The following is a 23,706-nucleotide window of genomic DNA, read 5'->3' on the forward strand; positions in this document are numbered from 1 at the left end:
GTCTACACGACCATGAACGACACCACCGCCACTTTCCACCGACTGCGCCCGCGCCTGCAGGGCATTGCCTACCGCATGCTGGGCTCGCTAGCGGAAGCGGAGGACGTAGTGCAGGACGCGTGGTTGCGTTGGCACGAAGCCGACACCGACGCCGTTGAGAGCAGCGAGGCCTGGCTGGTGTCGGTCACCACGCGCCTGGCCATTGACCGCTTGCGCTCGGCCAAGATCCGGCGCGAGCACTATGTGGGCACGTGGCTGCCAGAGCCTTTGCCGTCAGACGCTCCCGTCTCTCCCGAGCAGTTGCTGGAGCGAGTGGATGACGTGTCAGTGGCCTTCATGACACTGCTGGAACGGCTTGCACCGGAGGCGCGCGCCGCGTATTTGTTGCGCGAGGTGTTTGATGCCGACTATGGTGAGGTGGCCGAGGCGCTGGGGAAAACCGAACCCGCCTGCCGTCAGCTGGTGCACCGCGCCAAAGTGCAACTGCAGGAACAGCGCCCGCGCTACACCGTTGCGCGCGAGACCCAGCTTCGCTTGCTACGCAGTTTTGCAGATGCGGCTGCACGCGGCAATTTTCATGAGCTCAAGGAAATGCTGGCCGATGATGCGCAACTGATTGCAGACGGCGGCGGAAAGGTTCCCAGCTTTGGTGTGCCACTGATCGGCGGGCCGCGCATTGCGCAGTTGTACCTGGCCACCTTCCTCCGCTTTCCCGGCGCGGTGCGCTTTGAAGTGGTAGTGCTCAACGGCCAATGGGGGTTGCTGCGCTTCATCGACGGAGTGCTGGAGTCCGCACAGTCGCTGGAGACCGACGGCACGCGCATCGTGCGCATCCACTCCCAACGCAACCCAGACAAGCTGGCCCGCCTGGCCGCTGCCCTGGGGCGCGACTTCGTTGTCACACGTGCCCCGCCTGAAACGTCTTGAGTGTGTACATCCCGTACAGCAACCAAGACACACACCATGAACCAACCCCGTCTCCCCTGGACCACACTCGCCCCGAAGTCTTACCAAGCCATGGCGAGCGTCAGCGCCAGCCTTTCCCAGTCTTCGCTCGGCCCCGTGCTTTTCGAGCTGGTGCAAACACGCGTATCGCAAATCAACGGCTGCGCCTTCTGCCTGGACATGCATGTGCGCGACCTGCGCAAGGCCGGTGAAAACTGGCAACGCATCAACAGCTTGCCAACCTGGCGTGAGACAGGCCTGTACAGCCTGCGTGAGCGTGCCGCGCTGAACTGGGCAGAAGTGATGACCCGCCTGGACAACGGCCACAGCAGACGCGATGCCGGCTTTGAAGAGCTCAAGAGCCAATTCAGCGACCAGGAAATCGTGGAGCTGACATGGGCCATCGCACAGATCAATACCTGGAACCGGATGGCGATTGGCATGCACATGCCGGTCCTTGAAAAGGCTTTGGATTGAGCCCTGGATTTCCTTTCTACCTGTGCTTTCAGGGTCCGCGCAAATATTGAGGACAATAGAGGCCTGTTCAAGTTCTTGAGCAGATAACAAAACAGGAAAATAAATCTCATGGCAACTGCAAAAAAAGCGGCCCCCAAAGCTGCAGCGACAAAGAAAAAAGTAACAGCTCCTGCGCAAGCAAAGAAGACTGTGGTGAAGGCTCCCGCCAAGAAGGCGCCCGTCTCCAAAACTGCCAAGGCCATTGAAAAGCTGACCGCAAACATCGCCAAGCTGACCGAACGCAAAAACAAGCTCGGCGCTGAAATCAACGCACTGCGTGACCAACGCACTGCGTTGAAGGCGGCTCCTGTTGCTGTGGCTCCTGCTGCACCCAAGGCAAAAGCCAAGCCTGCAGCCAAAGCTGCTGCGCCTGCAAAGAAGGCCAAGCCTGCTGCAAAGAAGTAAGGCACTCAGGCGACCCTGTCGCCAAATTAAAAAAGGCCCCAGTCGGGGCCTTTTTTATTTCAAAGCCTGGTAGCCATACAGCCAGGGCACATCGAGCACATGTCGACCCAGCAGTTGGAGCGAGATATCGCGCCCCAGGCGCAACGCCCCCCGCAGATGGAAGATCTCTCCATTGCGAATGGCGCGGGCTTGCACCCGCGCATTGCGTTGCCAGCGAGTCTGGGCGTAATGGTTCAGCGCGGCCGGCGTATCCGTGGGCTGTGCCTGCAAGGACATGACAAGTTGTTGCGCATCTTCTATCGCCATGCCAGCACCCTGGGCCAGGTAGGGTCGCATGGGGTGGGCCGCGTCACCCAGCAGCGCAATACGGCCCCGCGCCTGCTGCGCTGCGTCGGTCATGGGTGGCCGGTCGTAAAGCGGCCACAAACGCCAATCGTCAATCGCGTGGACCAGATCCAGCAGGGGTGCTTGTGCATTGGCCAGACGGGCGCGCAACTCGGCCGCGTTGGCGCTGTGGTCCCACGATGTCGGATCGCCTTCGCTGTGCCCCTGCACGATGGCGACCACGTTGAGCCACGTGCCGCCGCGCACCGGGTACTGCACCACGTGGAACTTGGGGCCTAACCAGGCCGTCACCACGCGGCTGCGCAGGACGGCGGGCAAGACATCCTGGCGCACCATCGCCCGGAACGCCAAATGCCCCGTAGAGCGAGGTTGTGCTTGCGGCAGCAGGTGCTGGCGCACCCGGCTCCACAAACCATCCGCCCCCACCAACAACGGCGTGGTCAGCAGCGGCCCCTGCACTGTGTGCAATTGCACGCCCTGCGCACGCTCCTCGACTTGGGTAACCGTCGTGTCCAACTGCAACGGCACACCGTAGGCCTGCACCGCCTGCAGCAGCAGGCCATGCAAATCGGCCCGTGCCAACGTAGCGTAGGCCGCACCGTACCGCGCCAGGGCGTGGGCCCCCAGTGGCAGCACGCCCAGCGTTTTGGCGGTCAGCGCGTTGCGCACTTCCAACTGCGTGGGAAAGGCCGCCACGCTGCGTAGCGTTTCGCCCAGACCCCAGCCCTCCAGCACCTTCACCACATTGGGCCCCAGCTGTACGCCGGCCCCCACCTCGCCAAAGGCCGGTGCCTGCTCCAGCAACCGCACAGCCATGCCAGCGCGCGCCGCCGCCAGCGCGGCGGCCATGCCGCCAATGCCCCCACCCACCACCACCATTGCGTGTTCCATCTTGCCATTCTCCCCTGCTCTGCCTCGCAAGTATTTGACCTTGCGCAGCTACACTGACAGTGCCTGCCCAACCACTGCCTACCACCATGACCGCCAGCACCGACTTTGAACTCCTGTTTGAATCCGCCCCCATCTCCCTCTGGCTGGAAGACTACAGCGCCCTCAAAACACTGTTCACCCAGTGGCGCGCCCAGGGCATTACCGATCTGGGCTCCTACCTGCGCAAGAACCCACTCAGCGCGGCCCAGTGTTCCCAGTGCTACAAGGTCTTGCAAGTCAACCAGCAAACACTGCGTCTGTATGGCGCCGCCAATCAACAGGAACTGGTGACGCGCCTGCCCGATGTATTTCGCGGCGACATGTTTGAACACATGGTGGCCGAGCTGGTGCACCTGTGGAACGGTGAGCTGGAGTTTTCCAGCCAGGGCGTGAACTACACGCTGGACGGACGCCGCATGGATGTGCAAATCCACGTGCGCGTGCTCGAAGGCCATGAGGACACTTGGGACCGCGTGATGGTCTCGCTGCAGGAGGTGACCGCACACACCCTGGCGCGGCTGAAGCTAGAGCAAAGCGAGCAGCACGCACGCAACCTGTTTGACCTGTCCCCCGTGTCGCTGTGGGTGGAAGACTTCAGCGGCGTGAAGCGGCTGATGGACGAGGTGCGGCATTCGGGCATCCAGGATTTCCGCGTGTTCCTCAGCGTGCACCCCGATTTTGTGACGCGCTGCATGGAACAGATTCGCGTGCTGGATGTGAACCAGCACACCCTGCACATGTTCGCGGCCACTGACCGCTCAGACCTTCTGGGCAAGCTGGACCTGGTGTTCAAGGATGAAATGAGCGATTCGTTCGCAGACCAGCTGCTGGACCTGTGGAATGGCAAGACCATGCAAACGCGAGAGGTGGTGAACTACTCCCTCAGCGGAGAGCTCATCAACATCCACATGCAGTTTGCCGTGATGCCCGGTCACGAAGCCGACTGGGATCTGGTGCTGGTGTCGCTGGTGGACATTACGGCGCGAAAAAAGGCCGAGGCCTACCTCGAATACCTGGGCAAGCACGACGCACTGACACGCCTGCGCAACCGGGCTTTCTATGTGGAAGAGCTCAACCGCATTTCACGCAAAGGCCCATGGCCCTTGAGCATTGTGGCGATGGACCTGAACGGTTTGAAATCCGTGAACGACAACCAGGGCCACGCAGCGGGCGACGCCATGCTGCGCCGCGCGGGCGAAGTACTGGCCAAGGCTGCGGGTGACCAACAGCCACTGTGTGTGGCACGCATTGGCGGTGACGAGTTTGTGGCCCTGATGCCCGGCAGCGACGAACGTGCTGCCCTGGGGCTCAAGGAACGCATCGAGTCCATTCTGGAACTCAACAACCAGTTCTACCCCGGCCAGAAGCTCAGCCTGGCGCTGGGCATTGCGACCTGCAACAACGCATCCGAAGTGGAAGCCACCATCCACGCCGCAGACCAGTCCATGTTTGAGGCCAAGAAGCGCTTTTACGAAGACGCATCGCTGGAACGCCGCCGCGGCTAAGACACTCGGCAGTCAACGCCGGAACTTGTCAGTGGGCCCAATGATGGAAAGGTCGGCGAAGTGCAACCCAGTATGGCTAGTGCTGCTATAGCTTCTCACCCTACCGCCCAGGACAAACTTCTGCAAGCCCTTCGGGGCAGTCTGCATGCGTTCGCGAGTGGATTTGGCGCCCGCGCGGCGCAGTGCTTCCACCAACACCTTGGCCGATGCAAACCCCTCCAGCATGGCCTGGCTGACCTCGTCGATCTGGTGCGCCTCGGCTAGGCGTGCGGCCTCGCGCACCAGAGGTAATCCCATGGACTTGGGGAACACCTGACTCACAATGAATCCCTTTACGTCGGTACCCAGCAACTGGACAAAGCCATCTGAGGCGTTGTTGGACAAGGTCATGCCAGCCCTGCGCCCACGACCAGCACGGACAGCACGGGTGTCTTGCTGAGTGTCTGCCCAATGGCGCTGAAGTCCGGTGTGTTGCGGTCAAATTTGGCAACCAATACCGGCGCCAGGTGCGCTCCACTCAATTCCTTATGCGCGCCCTGCAGACCGTCTTGGCCAAAACTGTCGTCCACATGCAGGATGGCGATGTGCTCGATGCCAATGGAGGTCAGGTGGGCAAAGGCCTTCTCGGCTTCGCGCTGATAGGCAGCACGAAGATTGAACACAAATTTGCGTACCAGCGTATGGAGCACCATGGTTCCAGGTTTTGTAAGCCCTTGTCTTTACTGAATATTTCTGAAAGTGCTTCACGCCGCCGTGCAGATGATCGGAATCCGGGGACACTGAATTCCCGATATCCGCATAGCCACCGCTAGGGGCGGCCAACCGGAATGTTGTGCTTTTTGAGCTTGTCGTACAGCGTCTTCTTGGGAATGCCCAGGCTTTCAGCGGCCAGGGCCACATTGAAGTCACTGGCACGCAGGGCGGCGTGGATGAGCGAGGCCTCATAAGCGTCCACGCGCCGGGGCAGCCCGTCGGAGTCCACTGTCGCGCTGAGTCCGTTGGGCGCTGCTTCGTCGGAGCCGCCCAGGTCGGACACACCAAGCACCAGCTGGTCGGCAAAGTTGCGCAGCTCCCGCACATTGCCCGGCCAATCGCGCCGCTGCCACTGGGCCATTTCAAGTGCGCTCCAGGTGGGCGCGGGCTTCTGATAGCGCAGCGCCGCACGCTGTACAAAATGCGCCAGCAGCAGCGGTATGTCTTCGCGCCTGTCGTTCAGTCGGGGCAGATGCACACTGACCACGCCCAGGCGGTAGTACAGGTCCTCGCGGAACTTGCCCTCCGTGCTGAGCTGGCGCAGGTCAAACTTTGTGGCGGCGATGACGCGGCAGTCCAGTGCGATAGTGGCGTTGCCGCCCAAGCGCTCCAGCTGGCGCTCTTGCAGCACCCGCAGCAGCTTGGCCTGCAGTGGCAGGGGCATGCTCTCTATTTCATCCAGAAAGACTGTGCCGCCCTGTGCATACTCCAGCTTGCCGATGCGCCGCTTTTGCGCACCGGTGAAGGCACCGGCCTCATTGCCGAATATCTCGCTCTCGAACATCGACTCCGGCAGGGCCGCGCAGTTGATGGCCACAAACTCGCCCTCGCGTCCGCTGGCAACGTGCAACTGACGTGCCACCACCTCCTTGCCGCAACCGGTGGCGCCGTTGATCAACACATCGGCCTGCGTCGGCCCTATGTTCTGAATGAATTTACGCAGCTTTTCAATGGCTGGCGATTGGCCTACCAGTTCCGGCATGGACGGGTGGGCGGCCCAAGCCTTTTCCAGGCGGCGGTTCTCCAGCACTAGGCTGCGCTTTTCCTGCGCCCGAAGGCAGCTTTCTACCAAACGCTCGGCGGCAAACGGCTTCTCGATAAAGTCGTAGGCTCCGCTACGCATGGCCTGTACTGCCATGACCACGTCACCATGGCCGGTGACCACGATCACGGGCAAGTCTGCATCCATCTGGTGGGTATGCGCCAGCAGATCCAGGCCTGACGCGTTAGGCAAGCGCACGTCGCTGACAACGATGCCCGCATAGTCGGCATGCAGCAGCACATAGGCCTGCTCGGCACTGCCGCAGGCCTGCACGGCAAAACCGCCCAGTTCTAGGGTCTGCGCGGTGGCCAGGCGCACGGTCTGCTCATCTTCCACCAGGATGGCTTGGTACTTGGACATCGCGGTTTTCCTTATGCATTCTCTCGGGCACAACGCGGTATGCGGACTACGAACTCGGCCCCACCCGCAGGGTTGTTTCTGGCCTCCAACTGGCCATTCATCGCCTGCACAATCGACGAAGAGATAGCCAAACCCAGGCCCAGGCCATGACCTGTGGCCTTGGTGGTGAAGAAGGGCTCAAACAAATGCTTGACCACCTCTTGCGGCAAACCGCTCCCCGAGTCCAGGATGCGAATGTGCACCTGCTGGGCGTCGGCCACCAGCATAACCCGCACCTGCTTCTGCGGCGAGTGCTCCACCGCGTCCAGCGCATTGCGCAGCAGGTTGATCAGCACCTGCTCAATGCGCACCGTGTCACCCAGTACATACAGTGTGTCCGGCAAGTCCAGTTCCAACTGCACGCCATGCCGCACAAATTCACTGTCCAGCAGCAGCGCCGCACCCTGGATGGCCTGGTTGACCTCCACCACGGCGACAGCCTCCGGGCTCTTGCGGGCAAAACCCTTGAGCTGCCCCACGATGCTTCCCATGCGGGCGCTGGCGGCGCTGATGTAACGCAGGTTGTCATCCGCCTGAGTGGTCTGGCCACGGGCCAGAAATGTGCTGGCATTGTCAGCAAAGGCGCGTATCGCCGTCAGCGGTTGGTTCAGCTCGTGCGTGATGCCGGCCGCCATCTGCCCCAGCATGGCCAGCTTGCCAGCCTGAACCATTTCTGTACGGGTGGAGCGCAGCAGGTTTTCGGTTTGCTGCAGTTTGTCGTACTTGGTGGCCAACTGCGTATTGGCCGACAAAATCTCCTGGGTGCGCAGCGCGATTTTTTGCTCCAGGTCATCGGCGGCTTCTTTCAGCGCCTGCTGCGCAGCTCTGCGTTCCTCCATACGCCGGCGGCGCTGGTAATTTGCCCCGGCAATGGCGGCAGCCACCACTAAAAGCAACAGCACGGTAGCTGCGGATTGCAGGCCGGTGCGCACCACCTTGGCCTGCGCCGGAAAGAGCATCAGTTGCCACCCCAGGCGCCCGACCGGACGCGAAACATATTCACCAAACCCTTGGCGCGCCGACTTTTGCAGGCTGGCAATTGGCTCGATGCGTTTGCCCACGTACTGCAGCGTTTGCTCAATCTCCTGCTGCACCCGCGGGTCCAGCGTATGCAGGCTGTGGTAGTTCCATTCGCTGCGGTTGCTGAGAAAGACCACCCCGTGGCTGTCCGCCAGCCCAATCGGATCTTCGTTGCTGCGCCAGGTTTTCTCAAAAGCCTCCAGTGTGATTTTGACGGCTATGACACCGATGGGCGCCACTGAGCCGCGCTTGGCGCCGGCCGGGTACACCGCCTGCGAGATGAAGTAGCCCGGAATGCTGGTGGTATTGCCGATGGCGTAAAAATAACCAGGCTTGCCCTGGATGGCATCGCGGAAGTACGGCCTGAACCCAAAATTCTGCGCAATGAAACTCTGCGGCGAGTCCCAGTTGCTGGTCGCAATGGTCTTGCCATTCTTGTCCATGAGGTAGATGGCCGACACCTTTGCCTGCAGCGCCAAGTCTTGCAGTGTGTCGTTCAATTCCCGCTGCAGCACAGCACTGCCGGGGGTAGCAAGCAGCTGGGCAGCCAGCGGCAAATGGGCCACTGAATAGGGCAGCGTGTCAAAGCGGTCCAGCACGGCTTCCAGATCAAGCGCAATGATCTGGAGTTGGCGCTCGCCGCTTTGCTGGATGGAGTCCGACGCATTGCGTGCACCGAGCCCATACGCCGACAGCACCAGCCCCACCGCAAGCGCCAGAGCGCCAGACAGCAGGACGATGCGTCGCGATAGGTGCATGGAGGCTAGTCTACTGCCGCCATTTTGAGTTCATCGTTGTGGTGGCGCTGCTGCTCTTCCATGACCAACTGACCCAGCTCGCGCTTGAGCGCATTGAAGGCTGCCGAAGACGGGTCGCGCAGGCGCGGCAGGTCCACCAGGATGTCGCGCTTGACGGTGCCGGGGCGGTAGGTCATGACCACAATGCGGTCAGCCAGGTAAATGGCTTCTTCGATGCTGTGCGTGACGAAGATGATGGTCTTCTTCAGCTCGGCCCAGAGGCGCAGCAGCTCATCTTGCAGATTGCGCCGGGTCAGTGCATCCAGCGCGCCAAAAGGTTCGTCCATCAGCATGGTGGGCGAATCCAGCGCCAGCACGCGGGCAATGGCCACCCGCTGACGCATGCCACCCGACAGATCTTTCGGAAAGCGTGCGCGGAAGTCCACCAGGCCCAGCATGTTCAGCAACGCGTCCACCCTCTGCCGGATTTCGGCTAGGGCCATGCCCTTGATCTGCAACCCGAAGCCAATGTTTTGCTCCACCGTCATCCACGGGAAGAGCGCGTACTCCTGGAACACCATGCCGCGGTCCGGGCCGGGGCCGGTGACAGTGGCGCTGTCCACGGTGATGGCGCCCGAACTGGGGAGCGCAAAACCCGCCACCGCGTTGAGCAGTGTGGACTTTCCGCAGCCCGAGGGACCCAGCAAACACACGAATTGGCCTTCGGGAATCTCCAGATTGATATCGCGCAGAGCCACGACCTCTTTGCCGCCAGTCTTGAAAACCTTGTTGACGGCCTTGACTTGGATATGTGTCGTGTTCATGTCAGCTCTCCAGGCCACGGTGCCAGCGCAGCAGATAGTTGTTGAGTTTGTTCATGCCAATGTCCAGTGCCAGACCGATCAGGCCGATGGTGAACATGCCAGCCATGACCTTGTCAGTCCACGAATACTCCCGGGCCTCGTTGATGCGAAAGCCCAGGCCATCCGGTACGGCGATCAGCTCCGAGACGATCACGATCATGAAGGCCGCGCCAATGGCAATGCGCACACCGGCAAGGATGTAAGGGGTGGCCGCCGGCAGCATGACGCGCAGGAACAACGTGCTCTGGCTGGCGCCCAGGTTGCGCGCTGCACGCAGGTAGATGCTGTCCACTTGGCGCACACCGACGATGGTGTTGATCAGTACCGGAAAGAAAGCCGCGATGGCGATCATGAAGACGGCAGGCGGGTTGCCCAGGCCAAACCACAGCATAGCCAGCGGGGTGTAGGCGCTGGGCGGGATCGGCCGCAACACCTGCACCAGGATGTACATCTTGTCGTAAACGCGCTGGTTGGCGCCCATCAGAATACCGATCGGCAGGGCCAGGCCTCCACCAATCAGAAAGCCGATCAACACCCGGTACATGCTGCCCACGGCGTCGCGCAGCAGCTCGCCCGACACGGCCCACGCTATCCAGCTACCGGCCCCTGGTGCATAGGCCTCGACCGGCGAGGCGTATTGCACCCAGCGCAGCGCCACCGCCAAGGGTGAAGGAAGCTTCAAGGGGCTGACCCAACCCAGCACGCACACCATTTGCCACAGGGCGACAAGGGCTACGGGCACGATGAGCCCGGACGCGATGGCGCGCCAATTGATTTTGCTCATACCAGTCGCCCCTTACTTGATGGCCAGGCTCTTCTTGGCCTGGTCGAGCAGATCGGTACGCACCCAGTCCATTGCCACGGGCGGCTTGGCCATCTTGCCTACGCCGTACTTGGACATGGTGTCGGTCGTGGTCTGGATGTGCGCTGCGGTCACGTCGTAGGAATACGGCGAGTTGGCAATCGCATCCTGAAAGTCATCAGAGGTGATTTGGCCTTTGAAGATGGTTTCGCGTACATATTTTTCCGCCTGGCCCTTAGTCTCGATGAAGCCCTTGGTGGCCTCGACAAAACAGCGCATGAATTTTTCCGCCACGGGGCGGCGTTCGGTGTAGAACTTTTCGGTCATGACCAGCGTGCGCACGGGCTCGCCAATCGGTGTGTCGTAGGGCTTCATGACTTCCACGCCAAAACCCTTGTTGATGGCTTGCGACGATTGCGGCTCGCTTTGCATGATGGCGTCCAGGTTCTTGCCCAGCAGCGCCTGGTTCAGGTCCGCAAAGGCCAGGTAGACCACCTGCACGTCCTTGCCTGGCTGGTCGGACATGGTCAACCCGTTCTGGCCCAACTCGGCGGCCAGCAATACTTCGTGGATGCCGCCACGGGTCACGCCCACGCGTTTGCCCTTGAGGTCCTTGATCGATTTGATGCCAGCGTCGGGGCGCGCCACCAGACGCGCGCCGCCCTTGGCAAAGCCGGCTACAACATAGATGGGCGCACCGTTGGCCCGGCCGGATATAGCACCTTCGGACGCGGTGGCACCCACGTCGAGTTCCCCGGCCAAGATGGCCTGCATGACATCGGGGCCCTTGGCGAACACATGCTCTTCCACCTTGATACCGCACTTGGGAGCGATTTCCTTGATGTAGGAAATGGCGCCGTAGTGGGCGAATTTCAGATTGCCCAAGCGGACCACGTCTTGCGCCTGCGCTGCGCCAGCGGCCAGGGTTGACAGTGCCAAAACACGGATCAGATTTTTTATCAACATTGTTGTCTCCAATAAATTACGGTGCGGATAGCGAGTGCCATTAAGCATGCTTCATGCCAAATCCGAACGCTGCGTAAGTCATTGATTAATAACGAATATTCGACAAAAAAAATGCCGCCATTTTTCTGGATTTCCAGAAAAATGGCGGCATTCGATTCCGGCTTTCCGCGTGAACCAACGCTGCCTGCTGGCCAAGCAGCATCAATGCGTCTGCGAGTCTTTCAGCGCCCTCTTCTCTTAATTCGCCACCGTAAACCGCTTCTGGATGTGCTTCGGGCTCTCGATCTCGTCCACAATGGCCACGGCCATGTCTTGCACCGAGATGCTGCCGGGGCCACCGCCTTCAGCCCACAGCGGCGCATCAGCACCCACGCGGTACTTGCCGGTACGCACGCCGGGGTTCAACAGGATGGCGGGGGACAGGAAAGTCCAGTCCAGCGAGGTTTCTTTCTGGATCAGGTTCAGCGCATCGCGCGCCGCACCGGCTGCCACCTTGTATTCCGCGGGGAACTCTGGTGTATCCACCAGTTGCACGCCCGGCGCCACAAACAAGCTGCCCGCACCGCCCACCATCAGGAAGCGCTTGACGCCCGATTGCTTCACACCCGCAAAGATGGCGTGCGTGGCCTGCAGAAAAATCTCTGCAATCTTGGGTTCGGTCCAGCCGGGGTTGTAGGCACTGATCACAGCGTCGTGACCGGCAGCGGCCTTGGCCACCTGGGCTGCGTCCAATGCATCGGCCGCCACCACGGTCAGGCCGGTTTGAGGTGCCAGCTTGGCCGGATTGCGGGCCAGCACGGTGACCTGGTGGCCACGGCTGAGCAGTTCTGCCAATACGGGGGTGCCCACAAAACCGGTAGCACCAATCAAAGCGATTTTCATAACAAAACTCCTGTGAAAAACAAACAAGAAACCGAAGCCGCAAGTTTGATTGCTTCACAAGCATCTGAATAGACGGTAAATTCTGCTTTCACTGTGAAGTAAAACTAATAAATAAGACCTATCCCATGGATCAACTCAAACGCATGGCCGTGTTTGCCGAGGTGGTGGCCGCTGGCAGCCTGAGCGCGGCGGCGCGGCACCTGGGCATGACGCCTTCCGCGGTGAGCCAGCATCTGCGCCAGCTCGAGGCGGCCTTGGGCCTGGCACTGTTGCACCGCTCCACCCGCAAACTGACGCTGACCGAGGCCGGAGCGCGCTATGTGGAGGGCTGCACGGCCATGGTGGCAGCAGCCCGCTCGGCCGACCAAGCCCTGGAACGCCACCGGGACGAGCCCGAGGGTGAGCTGCGCATTGCGGCGCCCATTGGCTTTGGCGGCCTGCTGGCCGCGGCCCTGGCACCGCTGCGCAACTTCCCCAAGCTGAGCCTGCGGCTGCTGATGGACGATGCGCTGGTCGATGTGATCGCGGAGCGGGTGGACATTGCCGTGCGCGTGGGCGGTTTGCCCGACTCCAGCCTGGTGGCCCGCAAATTGGGCACACTGCGAGCGCAGCTGTGTGCGTCACCCGCCTACCTGGCTGCGCGCGGCTGGCCCCAGCAGCCCGCCGATCTGGCCCGCCACGACTGGCTGGGTGGACGGCCGCAGGCCGCGGGGCAAGAGCTGTTGCAACTGCACAGCAGCGATGGGCAGGTGGCCCGGGTGCAAGTCACCTCCCGGGCGTCCGCCACCCAGGTCACGGCGCTGCACTCCTTGTGCGTGGCGGGCTGGGGCATCAGCATTGTGCTCAGCGACGACGACCGCCGGGCCTTGGCCGACGGGCGCCTGGTGCCGGTGTTACCCGACTGGAGCCCGCCGGACTACGAGGCCTATGCCCTCACAGTGCGCCGCGGCGAGCAACCCGCCAAGGTACGCCACGCGCTGGACCTGCTGGCCCAGCACTTTGCGGCCCTGGAATCCAGAATCGCCTAGCCCTGCAGCAACTGGCGCAGCACAAAGGGCAGGATGCCGCCCGCGCGGTAGTAGTCCACCTCGATGGGCGTGTCCACGCGCAGGGTCAGCGTCACCTCTTGCGTGGTGCCGTCGGCACGCGTGATGCGCAACGTGGCATCGCTCTGCGGCGTCAAGTTGGCATCGGGAATCACGTCGATGCGTTCATTGCCCTTGAGGCCCAGCGACTGCCAAGAATCAGAGCCCTTGAACTGCAGGGGCAGCACGCCCATGCCCACCAGGTTGCTGCGGTGAATACGCTCAAAGCTCTTGGCCACCACGGCCTTGATGCCCAGCAGCTGCGTGCCTTTGGCCGCCCAGTCGCGGCTGGAGCCGGTGCCGTATTCCTCGCCCGCAAATATCACGGTGGGCACGCCGTCTGCGATGTACTGCATGGCGGCGTCAAAAATGAACATCTTGTTGCCAAGGTCCGGACCGTCATGCTGGTAAATGGTCACGCCACCCTCTTCGCGCGAACCGGCAGCGTCGGGCGGAATCATCAGGTTCTTGATACGCACATTGGCAAAGGTGCCGCGCATCATCACATCATGGTTGCCGCGGCGCGCACCGTAGCTGTTGAAGTCCGCCTTTTGCACACCGTGCGCCAGCAGCCACTGGCCCGCGGGTGAACTCTCCTTGATGGAACCGGCCGGCGAGATGTGGTCGGTGGTGATGGAGTCGCCAAACAGCGCCATGATGCGGGCGCCTTGCACCGAATTTTCCACCGAGGATTCAGAGCCATTTTGACCTGTAGCCCCCGTGGAACCTGAGCGGGCAGCTATGGAATCCATAGCAAAGTCCGCGAAGAACGGCGGCTCGGCAATGTAAGTGCTGGTGGGCCAGGTGTAGGCCTGGCCGGCCACGCCCTTGATCTTGTCCCATAGCAGGCCGGGCTCGGTTTTCACCTTGGCGTAGTTCTCGCGGAAGGCTTTGCCCTTCATCGCAAACTTCAGCAGCTTGTGGATCTCGTCACTGGTGGGCCAGATGTCTCCCAGGTACACATCCTTGCCGCCCTTGCCCTTGCCGACTGGCTCGGTCATCAGGTCGCGCGTCACCGTGCCGGCAATCGCGTAGGCCACGACCAGCGGCGGGCTGGCCAGGAAGTTGGCCTTCAGGTTGGGGTGAATACGCGCCTCGAAGTTGCGGTTGCCAGACAGCACGGCCGCGCACACGAGGTCGTTGGTGGTGATGACTTCGTTGAGTTCGGGCGTCAGATCCCCGGCATTGCCAATACAGGTGGTGCAACCATAGCCCGCCAACGCGAAACCCAGTTTTTCCAGATAGGGCAGCAGGCCGGTTTCGGACAGGTATTCGGTGACGATGCGCGAGCCGGGTGCCAAGCTGGTCTTGATGTGCGGCTTGACCTTGAGCCCGGCTTCCACTGCCTTCTTGGCCAGCAGACCCGCGGCCAGCAGCACACTGGGGTTGGAGGTGTTGGTGCAGCTGGTGATGGCGGCAATCAACACGTCACCATTGCCAATGGTCACGTCCGAGCCACTGCCTGCAGCCACCGCGATCGTGGTGGTGTTGGGCGCATGGTGGGCCGCCAGCGTGGGTTTGCTGCTTTCCATCTCCACCAGCTGGCGTGGTGCGCCCAGCGGCGTGGGCGGTGCCTTGGGCACCTTGGTCGTCAGCGGCTCGTCCCAGCTGCGCGCCAGGTGCCTGGTTTTAAACACTGCCGCGTTCTGGTTGAAGCCGTTTTCGGCATTGGGTTTGGAGAACAGCGACTCAAACTGGCTGGCCACCTTGCCCAGCTCAATACGGTCTTGCGGGCGCTTGGGGCCGGCCAGGCTGGGCGTCACATTGCCCAGGTCCAGCTTCACCACTTGTGAGTAATCAATGTCGCCCGACTTGGGCACGCCAAACAGGCCCTGCGCCTTGAAGTAGGCCTCAAAGGCTTCCATCTCGGGCTTGGTGCGGCCGGTACCGGCAAAGTACTCCATGGTCTTTTCGTCCACGGGGAAGAAGCCCATGGTGGCGCCGTATTCGGGTGCCATGTTGGCAATCGTCGCGCGGTCCGGCAGGCTCAGTGTGCGCGTGCCTTCGCCATAAAACTCGACAAACTTGCCCACCACTTTGTGCTTGCGCAAGATCTCGGTCACGGTCAACACCAGGTCGGTAGCGGTCACACCTTCGCGCAGGCGGCCCGTCAGTTCGAAACCTACGACGTCAGGCGTCAAAAAGTACACCGGCTGGCCCAGCATCGCCGCCTCGGCCTCAATGCCGCCGCAGCCCCAGGCCACCACGCCAATGCCGTTGATCATGGTGGTGTGGCTGTCGGTGCCCACCAGCGTGTCGGGGTAATACACGCCATCCGCCGTCTTGTGTACACCGCGCGCTAGGTACTCCAGATTGACCTGGTGCACGATGCCAAAGCCCGGGGGCACTACGCGGAAGGTATCAAACGCCTGCATGCCCCATTTCATGAACTCGTAGCGCTCGCGGTTGCGCTGGAATTCCAGCTTCATGTTCAGGTCCAGCGAATTCTTCTTGCCGTAGTGGTCCACCATCACCGAGTGGTCCACCACCAGGTCCACGGGCACCAGCGGCTCGATGCGCTTGGGGTTCTTGCCCAGCTTGACGGCGACGCTGCGCATGGCGGCGAGATCAGCCAGCAGCGGCACGCCCGTAAAGTCCTGCAGCACCACGCGGGAGACCACGAACGGAATCTCGTTGGTGCGGTGGCCCGTGGGGCTCCAGTTGGCGACCTCGGCCACATGCTCGGCGGTGACCTTCTTGCCATCGCAGTTGCGCAGCACGCTTTCCAGCACGATGCGCATGGACACCGGCAGGCGATGGACATTGGGGAATTGCTTGGCCAGTGCCGGCAGCGAATAGAACTTGCCGGTTTTGCCAGACGCGGTCTTGAAGTTTTTGAGGGTGGACGCAAAGGCGTGGGGCATGGGTTCTCCTCCGGGGGTGTTCAAGGGGTTGCTGGGTCCATTGTGGCGCTATTGCGTGGCAACTGCATGGCACTGGGGCGTACCCTTGCTTGTCGCCTGTGTTATCGACAAGCCGCCACCGCCATGCGTAAATGCCGCCCAAAGTGAACCCAATGTGAGGCACCCCCATGAGCGAGACCACCCACCACCGTATCTGCCCCCTGTGCGAGGCCTGCTGCGGCCTGGAAATCAAAGTGCGCGACCAGCAGATCATCAGCATCCGTGGGGATGACGCCGACGTGCTGAGCCGCGGCTACATCTGTCCCAAGGCCATTGCCCTCAAAGACCTGCACGAAGACCCCGACCGCCTGCGCACCCCGCGCATCAAACGCAACGGCGTGCATGTGGAAGCCTCCTGGGAAGAAGCCTTTGCCGAGATTGAAAAGCGCCTGCCCCCCATCATCGCGGCCCACGGGCGCAACGCTACGGGCGTGGTGGTGGGCAACCCTTCCGCCCACAAGATTGGCCTGCTCACCTACTTTGGAAAGCTGGCGCGCACGCTGGGCACCAAAAACGTGTTCTCCGCCTCCACGCTGGACCAAATGCCCAAGCAGCTGGCCAGCGGCCTGATGTTTGGCCACTGGCTCTCCACCGCCCTGCCCGACATCAGCCGCACCGACCTCATGCTGGTGATAGGCGCCAACCCGCTGGCCAGCAATGGCAGCATGTGGACCGTGCCCGATTTCAAGGGCAAGGCCAAGGCCCTGCAGGCCCGCGGCGGCCAGCTCATCGTGATTGACCCGCGCCGCACCGAGACGGCAGCCGTGGCCGACGCCCACCACTTCATCCGCCCCGGGGCCGATGTGTTTTTGCTGGCCGCGCTGGTGCACAGCGTGTTTGCCGAGCAGCGGGTGACGCTGGGCCGCGTGGCAGAGTGGGTGCAGGGGGTGGACGAGGTATGGGCCGCCGTGGCGCCGTTTTCTGCCGACGCCGTGTCCGAGCGCTGCGGCATGCCGGCCGACACCATCCGGGCCCTGGCCCGCCAGCTGGCCACCACCCCGCGCGCTGCGGTGTACGCGCGCATTGGCACCTGCACGCAGGAGTACGGCACGCTGGCCAGCTGGCTGATGGATGTGCTCAACACCGTGACCGGCCACCTCGACATGGAAGGCGGCATGCTGTTTGCCAAGTCCGCCGCATTTGCCAACAACACGGCCGGCAAACCCGGCGTGGGCAAGGGCGTGACCACCGGCCGCCACCATGCCCGTGTGAGCGGCGCGCCCGAGGTGTATGGCGAGCTGCCGCTGACCTGCATGGCCGAAGAAATTGAAACCCCGGGCGAAGGCCAGCTGCGCGCCCTCATCACCGTGGCGACCAATCCCGTGCTTTCCAGCCCCAACGGGCCGCGCCTATCGGCCGCGCTGGAGTCGTTGGACTTCATGGTCAGCCTGGACATTTACCTCAACGAGACCACGCGCCATGCCGACGTGATCCTGCCCGGCCCTTCGCCGCTGGAAGACTGGCACTACGACGTGGCCTTCCCCCAGCTGTCGTGGCGCAACCATGCGCGCTACAGCCCCCGCGTGCTGCCCCCACCCACGGGTCAGCCCGAGGAATGGCAGACCCTGCTGAAGCTTGCTGCCATCGTCCAGGGTAAAGGCGCGCAGACCGATGCGAATGCACTGGACGATGCCCAGTTTGCCGAGGACGCCAAGCGCCTGTTTGGCGCCCACGCCGACGCCGTCATCGCCGCTACGCAGGGCCTGCGCGGCCCGCAGCGCACGTTGGAAGTGGCGCTGCGCACCGGCCCCTACGGCGATGGCTTTGGCACCAAGCCCGGCGGCCTGACCTTGCAAAAGGTAATGGACGCCAACCCCAGCGGCGGTCTCGATCTGGGCGAACTGCAGCCTCGCATTCCTGAAATGCTGCGCACGCCCAGCGGCAAGGTGGAGCTGGCCCCGCCCGTGTTGCTACAAGATTTGCAGCGCGCTGCGCAGGATTTACGCCGGCCAGCACCCGATCTGGTCATCATCGGCCGGCGGGACGTACGCACCAACAACAGCTGGATGCACAACCTGCCCACGTTGGCCAAGGGCCCGTTCCGCTGTACCGCGTTGGTTCACCCCTTGGATGCCGCACGCCACGGGGTGACTGATGGCGCCATGGCCACGCTGCGCAACGGAGAGCGCAGTGTGCAGGCCCAGGTGCATGTCAGCGACCAGATGATGCCCGGCGTGGTGAGCCTGCCGCACGGCTGGGGTCACAACCTGGCCGGCGCCCAGCTGCGCGTGGCCGCCGAGCGCCCCGGTGCCAACATCAACGCGCTGCTGGACGACCAGCTGCGTGACCCGCTATCGGGCAATGCGGTGCTGGGCGGCGTGGCCATCACGATGGAGGCGGCGTAGGTCACTCAAAAAGCCCCGCCAGCGTGACATACTTAGTGCCATGCGGTGGAAATCTGACTCCCTGTGGGAAGGCCTTGGACTGATTGTTGCCGCGCACGGCGGCTTGCTCATCACCGCCGTGGCTACTGCGCGATGGTTCACTCCCAGCCTGCCAGTGTTGGCCACCGTCGTGGTGGTCAGCTTGGCAAGCCTGTGGACGGGCTTGTGGCTGGTGTACCGGTATTTTCAGCAGCTCAAAGAGTCCTCGCGCCGCTTGAACCTGCTCGCGGAAATGAACGTGCGGGTCAACCGGGAAATCTTGCTGAACGAAGATATCGAGCTGATCTACCGCACAATCCTCAACTACCTGTTCAGTGTTTTCAACACAGCCAGCACCGGCTCGGTACTGATCCTGGGAACCGATGGCTACCTCACCTTCGCCGCATCGCGCGGGTTTACCGAAGAGTTTGTCAGCAAGTTCCACCTGAAGCTGGAAGACTGCTTCCTCTACCAATTGACCGGAGGCGATATCCGGGAAACCCGGCTGATCACCAGCGAAGACTTCCGGCGTATTGAAACCGTTTTCAAGCCGGGACAGTGGGAGTACAAGTCTGTGATCAGCGCACCCCTCTTCATTGGCGAGCGCCTGTTTGGAATCCTGAATCTCGACTCTGCAGTGTCGGACACCTACAACGCGCAGGACGTGCTGATCGTGGAGCAGTTCAGGACGCAAATCGAGATTGGGCTGCTCGCCCGCGAACGCTACACCGCCAATATCAAGCGTTACCAAGTGGACGCCCTGACGGGCTTGTTCACGCGCCGCTACTTTGAAGACCTGCTCAAGGTGTCGCTGGACCGGGCGCAGCGCCAGAAGGAGTCGTTTGTGGTAGCGCTGTTTGATGTGGACAACCTCAAAGATATCAACGACACCCTGGGCCATCTGGCGGGTGACCAGTTATTGCTGGCCATTGCCAATGAACTGCGCGCGTCGTGCCGCTACTCGGACATCATTGCACGGCTGGGCGGCGATGAATTCATCGCGTGCTACTTTCAAAGCGAGATACCGGTGATGGAAAAAGCCATTGCCGGCATCCGCGCCAAGCTGCGCGCCAAACCCACGCGGCTGGGTGACGGGGACTACCGGCTTTCCTTCAGCTATGGGCTTGCCACCTTTCCAGAAGACGGCACCAACCAGGACGCCTTGATTGCGGCGGCCGACAAGCGCCTCTACGCCATGAAGACGGCCGAAAAGTAGCCGGAGGAAAACCGCGCAGGGCGGCTCTCAGACCAGCGACTGGGGCCGCTCAATCATGTGCTGGTAGACCATGCTTTGCAGCAGCATCTGGTCGTTGGGGTCCAGATCTATGAACTGCAGGCCAAAGTGCGCCAGCGAGGTACCGCTTTGTTTGAGTGTCTCGTCGTCAAAGACGGTGCGGACGATGGCGTTGATCGACAGCTCGGCTTCGATGTTGTGCAGCTTGAGCTTGAAGCCGAGTTGAATGGTGTCCCCGGTTTCGGCCATGGCGCGCCGCCCGTCCAGCAGGGCCCCGTTGGCACTCAGGTTGGAGATCACGGCCGTGTGCTCGGCCACCTCACCATGCGCGGTGCGCACTTTCACGATGATCTTGGTTTTAACGCGCACTGCCTTGCGGATCACGGTGCCCTGAATCTTCTTGGGGAAAGAGATATGCAGGTAGCCATACGGCAGCTTGCAGACCCGCTGCACGTCGCAGGCAAAGCCAAACGCGTTCTGGCCAGAGAACACCCGCATGATCAACTGGTCACTCGGCATGAGCTGCAGCGGCGCACCGCCTGCAGTGGCCGGCGCCGTGATCAGCAAGCTCTGCTCGGGCAAGTAGCCAATCAAGCGCACGGGGCTGCGCTCAGTGGACACTTTGGCGGGAGGCTGTACCTGCAGCCGGTCCCCCACCTTGAGGTTCATGGCTTCGAACGGAAACGTCTCCTGGGCGGTGTTGCTGCCGGAATCGTTGCTGGCCTGCGTCTCATCGCGTTGGTCAGACGCGGTGTCTGCCTCCCTATCGCGGGACTCCACTTGTAAGCTGTTCATCGTGGGGGGTTGTGGTTCAGTCGCGCAGGTACTGCTCTACGGCCTCTTTGGCTTGTGCCATATCCGAAAAAAAACGCGTGCCCTGCGGGGCAGCTTTTGGCATATGGCTGGGGGGAGCCCACAGCCGCTCGCCCACCCAACTGGCAGCCACGCCACCGATGTCCTTGACTTTGAGGGTGCACACCGGAACATCGTCCAGCAGTGCCGTGCACAAAGAGGGCGAATCTTGCCAAGTGATGTGAGCCATAGCCGCCCGGGGTCTGTATTGTTGGAAACCAATTCTATGACGGCCCATCCGGAAAAAGTGGCACATTGCCGCGGTGGTGGTCGGCCATTACCATCTCCCCCCATGAAAAAAGCGATCCTCTCCCTACTCGCCCTGATACTTCTTGCCGCTCTGGGTGGTGCCTATTGGTTGCATGGCAACCTGGACCACCTGGTCAAGAGCGCGATTGGCAGCTACGGAAGCGCGATGACAGGAGCCAAGGTGCAGGTGGAGAAGGTGGACATCCACCCCACGGACGGCCGGGGTGTGCTCAACGGCTTGCAGATCGGCAACCCTGCGGGCTTCAAGTCGCCCTATGCGCTGAAGGTGGGCACGGTGGAGCTGGAGGTGGAACTGTCCTCACTGACGCAGGACGTCGTGGTGATCAAGAAGATTGCCGTGGTATCGCCGGACGTGATCTACGAGAAGGGCGATGCAATGACCAACTTCGATGCGATTCAGAAGAACATCGCCAAGTACCTGGGGCCTGCGTCCAAGGACTCCAAAGGCAAAAAACTCATCGTGAACGAATTCATCATCCGCAGCGCCAAGGCCCACGCCACCGCGCCGTTTGTGGGCGACAAGACCGTAGATGCCGAGCTGCCCGACTTGCACCTGCGCGACCTGGGCAAGGCACAGGGTGGCCTGACACCCGGCGAGCTGGGCCAGGAAGTCACCAACGCACTGGAGCAACGGCTGATGGCCTCGCTGAGTTTTGACCGGCTGCTGAAGTCCATTGGCAGTGCGCTAGAGAAAACCGGCAAGACCATCGAGGGTTGGTTCAAGTAGCGCTCTTGCCCCACCACACCTTTACAGTGAAATAGGCCGCCAGCCCCCGCCAAATATGCATAAGCAGCTCCTGAAAAAGGAGCAAATCAGCGCAAGGTGGTTGACCATTTTGGAGCCAGCCCATGCAGGTAGGCGTCCAGCGTGGCCTGCCCCACGGCCTCCAGGTCGAAGGCATCAGGCGACAGCAGCCAGTTGAACTTGAGCCCGCCGATCAATGCAAACAGGCCCAACGTAGCGCTGCGCAAGTCCATGTCACCGCGGACCTGCCCTTTGTCGCGTGCCAGTTGCATCAGGCGATGCATGTCGTCGATGCATTCGTTGCGCCCGGCAATGTGACGCTCGCGCATGCTTTGCAACTCGTCCACATACTCCACCTTCTGGGTGGCGATCTCGAACACACGGCGCACCTGCTCGTCGTGGGCAATCTGGTGGAGCGCCGATGCCGTGTTGCGGCGAATCTTGTCCAGCGGCTGCTCTTCGTCGGCAGGCTCCATCTCCGTCATGCGCGCCATCATGGGCAGGGTCACGCGCTCCATCATGGCGTGGAACAGCTCGCCCTTGTTCTCGAAGTGCCAGTAAATCGCGCCCCGGGTCACGCCCGCGGCCTGGGCGATCTCCTGCAACGTGGTGCGCGACACCCCACGCTGGTGAAACACGCGTTCAGCGGCATCCAGAATCTGCTCGCGGGTGGCGAGCGCGTCTTCCTTGGTTTTGCGGGCCATGGTTTACAACGGTTTCACAAAAAGTTCAAACATACATTCAGGCATGTATGTATACTAATCCAAATTGCTGCATTTGCAAAGACCGTTTGCCGGGTGTTTGCCCTAGGTCAACAATGCGGCAACCCCCTTCCGCTTTCCGATCCATTTTTGTAACAAAGGGATTCCTATGTCTCCGTTCCGCCAGACCGTGGGTTTTGCACCCGCCACCCTGTCTTTGGGCCGCTTTGCCCTGCTCTCGATTCCCCTGGCTGTGGCATTGGTCGCCTGCGGCGCCAAGGACGGCGCCGCCGGTGCCGGCGGCCCTGGCGGCGGCATGCCCCCGGCCGAGGTAGGTGTAGTCACCGTGGCGCCCCAATCGGTCGCCCTGCAGTCCGAATTGCCCGGTCGCGTGAGTGCCGCCCGCATCGCGCAGGTCCGCGCCCGTGTCAACGGGGTGGTGCTGCAACGCCTGTTCCGCGAAGGCAGTGAGGTCAAGGCTGGCCAGGTGCTGTACCAGATCGACGCCGCGCCCTACCGCGCCGCACTGGAGAGCGCCCAGGCCAGCGTGGCCAAGGCCCAGGCCAACCTGGCCCAAGCCACGGCCCAGGTCGAACGCAATAAACCGCTGATGGAAGCCAACGCCATCAGCAAGCAGGAATACACCACCCTGGTTACCACGCAGCGCCAGGCCGAAGCCGACCTGGGCACGGCCAAAGCCGCCGTTGAGACCGCCCGCATCAGCCTGGCCTATGCCACGGTGACCGCGCCCATCTCCGGTCGCATCGGCCAATCGTTGGTGACCGAAGGCGCGCTAGTCAGTGCCACCGAAGCCACCCAGCTGGCCACCATCCAGCAAACCGCCTCGGTGTATGTGAACTTCACCCAGAGCAGCACCGACGTACTGCGCCTGCGCAATGCGATTGCCAGCAAGCAGCTGCGCGCCGCAGGCGACGGCTCCGTGCCAGTACGCATTGTTCTGGAAGACGGCAGCGAGTTGCCCAAGCCCGGCAAGCTGCTGTTCAGTGACCTGACGGTGGATGCCACCAGCGGCCAGATCACGCTGCGTGCCGAAGTGCCCAATGCCGACGGTCTGCTGTTGCCCGGCCAGTACGTGCGCGTGCGCCTGTCGCAGGCGGAGCTGCCCTCGGGCATCCTGCTACCCCAGCAAGCCGTGACCCGCACCAACCAGGGCGACACCGTGCTGGTGGTGGGTGAAGGCGGCAAGCCCGGCCCCCGCCCCGTAAAGGTCGGCAACGCCCAGGACAACCAGTGGGTGATCCTGGACGGCCTGAAAGAAGGCGACCAGGTGATCGTGGATGGCTTTCAGAAAATGATGGTGCCAGGTGCGCCGGTCAAACCCGTGCCATGGACTGGCGGTGCGCCGGCCACTGCGGCCCCGGGTGCCGCTGCATCTGCCCCCGCCGCTGCGGCTTCCGCAGCCAAGTAAACCGACGAGGCATC

22 protein-coding genes are annotated in these 23,706 nt (G+C 62.1%); 10 read left to right on the forward strand and 12 right to left on the reverse strand.

Going from position 1 to position 23,706, the window contains the following annotated elements:
* The first annotated feature begins 12 nt into the window (after positions 1-12).
* The 3 genes from AC07OE_RS06800 to AC07OE_RS06810 all read left to right on the forward strand — a co-directional run bounded on the left by AC07OE_RS06800 (position 13) and on the right by AC07OE_RS06810 (position 1,866).
* Entirely contained in the window at positions 13-927 is a 915-nt protein-coding gene (locus AC07OE_RS06800; protein WP_495069803.1) for an RNA polymerase sigma-70 factor, read from the forward strand.
* A gap of 36 nt (positions 928-963) precedes the next feature.
* Positions 964-1,422, forward strand: a complete 459-nt coding sequence (locus AC07OE_RS06805; protein WP_495069804.1) for a carboxymuconolactone decarboxylase family protein — start codon at positions 964-966, stop codon at positions 1,420-1,422.
* 108 nt (positions 1,423-1,530) lie between these two features.
* Positions 1,531-1,866: a histone protein gene (locus AC07OE_RS06810; protein WP_495069805.1), complete on the forward strand. Its 336-nt coding sequence runs from the start codon at positions 1,531-1,533 to the stop codon at positions 1,864-1,866.
* A gap of 54 nt (positions 1,867-1,920) precedes the next feature.
* Here AC07OE_RS06810 and AC07OE_RS06815 read toward each other — a convergent pair whose 3' ends face one another.
* Positions 1,921-3,102, reverse strand: coding sequence for an FAD-dependent monooxygenase (locus AC07OE_RS06815; RefSeq protein ID WP_495069806.1), 1,182 nt, complete (start codon positions 3,100-3,102; stop codon positions 1,921-1,923).
* Between the two features lie 86 nt (positions 3,103-3,188).
* On the opposite strand from AC07OE_RS06815, the gene AC07OE_RS06820 reads away from it, so the two are divergent.
* Positions 3,189-4,646 carry a sensor domain-containing diguanylate cyclase gene (locus AC07OE_RS06820; RefSeq protein WP_495069807.1) on the forward strand — a complete coding sequence of 486 codons (1,458 nt, stop codon included), beginning with the start codon at positions 3,189-3,191 and terminating at the stop codon, positions 4,644-4,646.
* Between the two features lie 72 nt (positions 4,647-4,718).
* Positions 4,719-4,910, forward strand: coding sequence for a DUF802 domain-containing protein (locus tag AC07OE_RS06825; protein WP_495069808.1), 192 nt, complete (start codon positions 4,719-4,721; stop codon positions 4,908-4,910).
* A gap of 122 nt (positions 4,911-5,032) precedes the next feature.
* Here the strand turns inward: AC07OE_RS06825 and AC07OE_RS06830 are convergent, their stop codons facing one another.
* The 7 genes from AC07OE_RS06830 to AC07OE_RS06860 form a co-directional block, all read right to left on the reverse strand.
* On the reverse strand, positions 5,033-5,338 hold the full coding sequence (locus AC07OE_RS06830; protein ID WP_495069809.1) for a hypothetical protein: 306 nt from the start codon (positions 5,336-5,338) through the stop codon (positions 5,033-5,035).
* Between the two features lie 116 nt (positions 5,339-5,454).
* Positions 5,455-6,801 carry a sigma-54-dependent transcriptional regulator gene (locus AC07OE_RS06835; protein ID WP_495069810.1) on the reverse strand — a complete coding sequence of 449 codons (1,347 nt, stop codon included), beginning with the start codon at positions 6,799-6,801 and terminating at the stop codon, positions 5,455-5,457.
* Positions 6,802-6,812: 11 nt separating this feature from the next.
* Complete coding sequence (locus AC07OE_RS06840) at positions 6,813-8,618, reverse strand: sensor histidine kinase (protein WP_495069811.1); 1,806 nt, start codon at positions 8,616-8,618, stop codon at positions 6,813-6,815.
* A gap of 5 nt (positions 8,619-8,623) precedes the next feature.
* Complete coding sequence (locus AC07OE_RS06845) at positions 8,624-9,421, reverse strand: ABC transporter ATP-binding protein (protein WP_495069812.1); 798 nt, start codon at positions 9,419-9,421, stop codon at positions 8,624-8,626.
* Position 9,422: 1 nt separating this feature from the next.
* On the reverse strand, positions 9,423-10,244 hold the full coding sequence (locus AC07OE_RS06850; protein ID WP_495069813.1) for an ABC transporter permease: 822 nt from the start codon (positions 10,242-10,244) through the stop codon (positions 9,423-9,425).
* A gap of 12 nt (positions 10,245-10,256) precedes the next feature.
* Complete coding sequence (locus AC07OE_RS06855; RefSeq protein ID WP_495069814.1) at positions 10,257-11,228, reverse strand: ABC transporter substrate-binding protein; 972 nt, start codon at positions 11,226-11,228, stop codon at positions 10,257-10,259.
* A gap of 237 nt (positions 11,229-11,465) precedes the next feature.
* Positions 11,466-12,110: an NAD(P)-dependent oxidoreductase gene (locus AC07OE_RS06860; protein ID WP_495069815.1), complete on the reverse strand. Its 645-nt coding sequence runs from the start codon at positions 12,108-12,110 to the stop codon at positions 11,466-11,468.
* A gap of 125 nt (positions 12,111-12,235) precedes the next feature.
* Between AC07OE_RS06860 and AC07OE_RS06865 the strand changes: the two genes are divergently transcribed.
* Positions 12,236-13,138, forward strand: a complete 903-nt coding sequence (locus AC07OE_RS06865) for a LysR family transcriptional regulator (protein ID WP_495069816.1) — start codon at positions 12,236-12,238, stop codon at positions 13,136-13,138.
* On the opposite strand, the gene AC07OE_RS06870 is transcribed toward AC07OE_RS06865, so the two are convergent.
* Positions 13,135-16,059 carry an aconitate hydratase gene (locus tag AC07OE_RS06870; protein ID WP_495069817.1) on the reverse strand — a complete coding sequence of 975 codons (2,925 nt, stop codon included), beginning with the start codon at positions 16,057-16,059 and terminating at the stop codon, positions 13,135-13,137. The genes AC07OE_RS06865 and AC07OE_RS06870 overlap by 4 nt on opposite strands.
* A 167-nt stretch (positions 16,060-16,226) precedes the next feature.
* On the opposite strand from AC07OE_RS06870, the gene AC07OE_RS06875 reads away from it, so the two are divergent.
* Both AC07OE_RS06875 and AC07OE_RS06880 read left to right on the forward strand, forming a co-directional pair.
* Positions 16,227-18,443 carry a molybdopterin-dependent oxidoreductase gene (locus AC07OE_RS06875; protein WP_495069818.1) on the forward strand — a complete coding sequence of 739 codons (2,217 nt, stop codon included), beginning with the start codon at positions 16,227-16,229 and terminating at the stop codon, positions 18,441-18,443.
* Between the two features lie 40 nt (positions 18,444-18,483).
* The gene (locus tag AC07OE_RS06880; protein WP_495069819.1) at positions 18,484-19,677 is read left to right on the forward strand and encodes a GGDEF domain-containing protein; all 1,194 of its coding nucleotides are present in this window, start codon (positions 18,484-18,486) and stop codon (positions 19,675-19,677) included.
* A gap of 27 nt (positions 19,678-19,704) precedes the next feature.
* Here AC07OE_RS06880 and AC07OE_RS06885 read toward each other — a convergent pair whose 3' ends face one another.
* Together AC07OE_RS06885 and AC07OE_RS06890 are read right to left on the reverse strand one after the other, a co-directional pair.
* A complete protein-coding gene (locus tag AC07OE_RS06885; protein WP_495069820.1) occupies positions 19,705-20,490 on the reverse strand; it encodes a flagellar brake protein in 786 nt (261 codons plus the stop codon).
* A gap of 16 nt (positions 20,491-20,506) precedes the next feature.
* Positions 20,507-20,737: a hypothetical protein gene (locus tag AC07OE_RS06890; RefSeq protein WP_495069821.1), complete on the reverse strand. Its 231-nt coding sequence runs from the start codon at positions 20,735-20,737 to the stop codon at positions 20,507-20,509.
* Between the two features lie 102 nt (positions 20,738-20,839).
* On the opposite strand from AC07OE_RS06890, the gene AC07OE_RS06895 reads away from it, so the two are divergent.
* Positions 20,840-21,544, forward strand: a complete 705-nt coding sequence (locus AC07OE_RS06895) for a hypothetical protein (RefSeq protein WP_495069822.1) — start codon at positions 20,840-20,842, stop codon at positions 21,542-21,544.
* A gap of 86 nt (positions 21,545-21,630) precedes the next feature.
* Here the strand turns inward: AC07OE_RS06895 and AC07OE_RS06900 are convergent, their stop codons facing one another.
* Complete coding sequence (locus tag AC07OE_RS06900; RefSeq protein ID WP_495069823.1) at positions 21,631-22,266, reverse strand: TetR family transcriptional regulator; 636 nt, start codon at positions 22,264-22,266, stop codon at positions 21,631-21,633.
* Between the two features lie 166 nt (positions 22,267-22,432).
* On the opposite strand from AC07OE_RS06900, the gene AC07OE_RS06905 reads away from it, so the two are divergent.
* On the forward strand, positions 22,433-23,692 hold the full coding sequence (locus AC07OE_RS06905; RefSeq protein ID WP_495069824.1) for an efflux RND transporter periplasmic adaptor subunit: 1,260 nt from the start codon (positions 22,433-22,435) through the stop codon (positions 23,690-23,692).
* The last annotated feature ends 14 nt before the right edge of the window (positions 23,693-23,706 follow it).

The organism is Rhodoferax sp. GW821-FHT09E07 (assembly GCF_059416145.1).

Coding starts and splice junctions, on each gene's coding strand:
- AC07OE_RS06860 (WP_495069815.1), bottom strand. CDS start 12,110: ATGAAAATCGCTTTGATTGGTGCTACCGGTTTTGTGGGCACCCCCGTA.
- AC07OE_RS06895 (WP_495069822.1), top strand. CDS start 20,840: ATGAAAAAAGCGATCCTCTCCCTACTCGCCCTGATACTTCTTGCCGCT.
- AC07OE_RS06905 (WP_495069824.1), top strand. CDS start 22,433: ATGTCTCCGTTCCGCCAGACCGTGGGTTTTGCACCCGCCACCCTGTCT.
- AC07OE_RS06890 (WP_495069821.1), bottom strand. CDS start 20,737: ATGGCTCACATCACTTGGCAAGATTCGCCCTCTTTGTGCACGGCACTG.
- AC07OE_RS06875 (WP_495069818.1), top strand. CDS start 16,227: ATGAGCGAGACCACCCACCACCGTATCTGCCCCCTGTGCGAGGCCTGC.
- AC07OE_RS06800 (WP_495069803.1), top strand. CDS start 13: ATGAACGACACCACCGCCACTTTCCACCGACTGCGCCCGCGCCTGCAG.
- AC07OE_RS06900 (WP_495069823.1), bottom strand. CDS start 22,266: ATGGCCCGCAAAACCAAGGAAGACGCGCTCGCCACCCGCGAGCAGATT.
- AC07OE_RS06805 (WP_495069804.1), top strand. CDS start 964: ATGAACCAACCCCGTCTCCCCTGGACCACACTCGCCCCGAAGTCTTAC.
- AC07OE_RS06815 (WP_495069806.1), bottom strand. CDS start 3,102: ATGGAACACGCAATGGTGGTGGTGGGTGGGGGCATTGGCGGCATGGCC.
- AC07OE_RS06835 (WP_495069810.1), bottom strand. CDS start 6,801: ATGTCCAAGTACCAAGCCATCCTGGTGGAAGATGAGCAGACCGTGCGC.
- AC07OE_RS06845 (WP_495069812.1), bottom strand. CDS start 9,421: ATGAACACGACACATATCCAAGTCAAGGCCGTCAACAAGGTTTTCAAG.
- AC07OE_RS06820 (WP_495069807.1), top strand. CDS start 3,189: ATGACCGCCAGCACCGACTTTGAACTCCTGTTTGAATCCGCCCCCATC.
- AC07OE_RS06855 (WP_495069814.1), bottom strand. CDS start 11,228: ATGTTGATAAAAAATCTGATCCGTGTTTTGGCACTGTCAACCCTGGCC.
- AC07OE_RS06870 (WP_495069817.1), bottom strand. CDS start 16,059: ATGCCCCACGCCTTTGCGTCCACCCTCAAAAACTTCAAGACCGCGTCT.
- AC07OE_RS06865 (WP_495069816.1), top strand. CDS start 12,236: ATGGATCAACTCAAACGCATGGCCGTGTTTGCCGAGGTGGTGGCCGCT.
- AC07OE_RS06810 (WP_495069805.1), top strand. CDS start 1,531: ATGGCAACTGCAAAAAAAGCGGCCCCCAAAGCTGCAGCGACAAAGAAA.
- AC07OE_RS06880 (WP_495069819.1), top strand. CDS start 18,484: ATGCGGTGGAAATCTGACTCCCTGTGGGAAGGCCTTGGACTGATTGTT.
- AC07OE_RS06885 (WP_495069820.1), bottom strand. CDS start 20,490: ATGAACAGCTTACAAGTGGAGTCCCGCGATAGGGAGGCAGACACCGCG.
- AC07OE_RS06825 (WP_495069808.1), top strand. CDS start 4,719: ATGGCTAGTGCTGCTATAGCTTCTCACCCTACCGCCCAGGACAAACTT.
- AC07OE_RS06830 (WP_495069809.1), bottom strand. CDS start 5,338: ATGGTGCTCCATACGCTGGTACGCAAATTTGTGTTCAATCTTCGTGCT.
- AC07OE_RS06840 (WP_495069811.1), bottom strand. CDS start 8,618: ATGCACCTATCGCGACGCATCGTCCTGCTGTCTGGCGCTCTGGCGCTT.
- AC07OE_RS06850 (WP_495069813.1), bottom strand. CDS start 10,244: ATGAGCAAAATCAATTGGCGCGCCATCGCGTCCGGGCTCATCGTGCCC.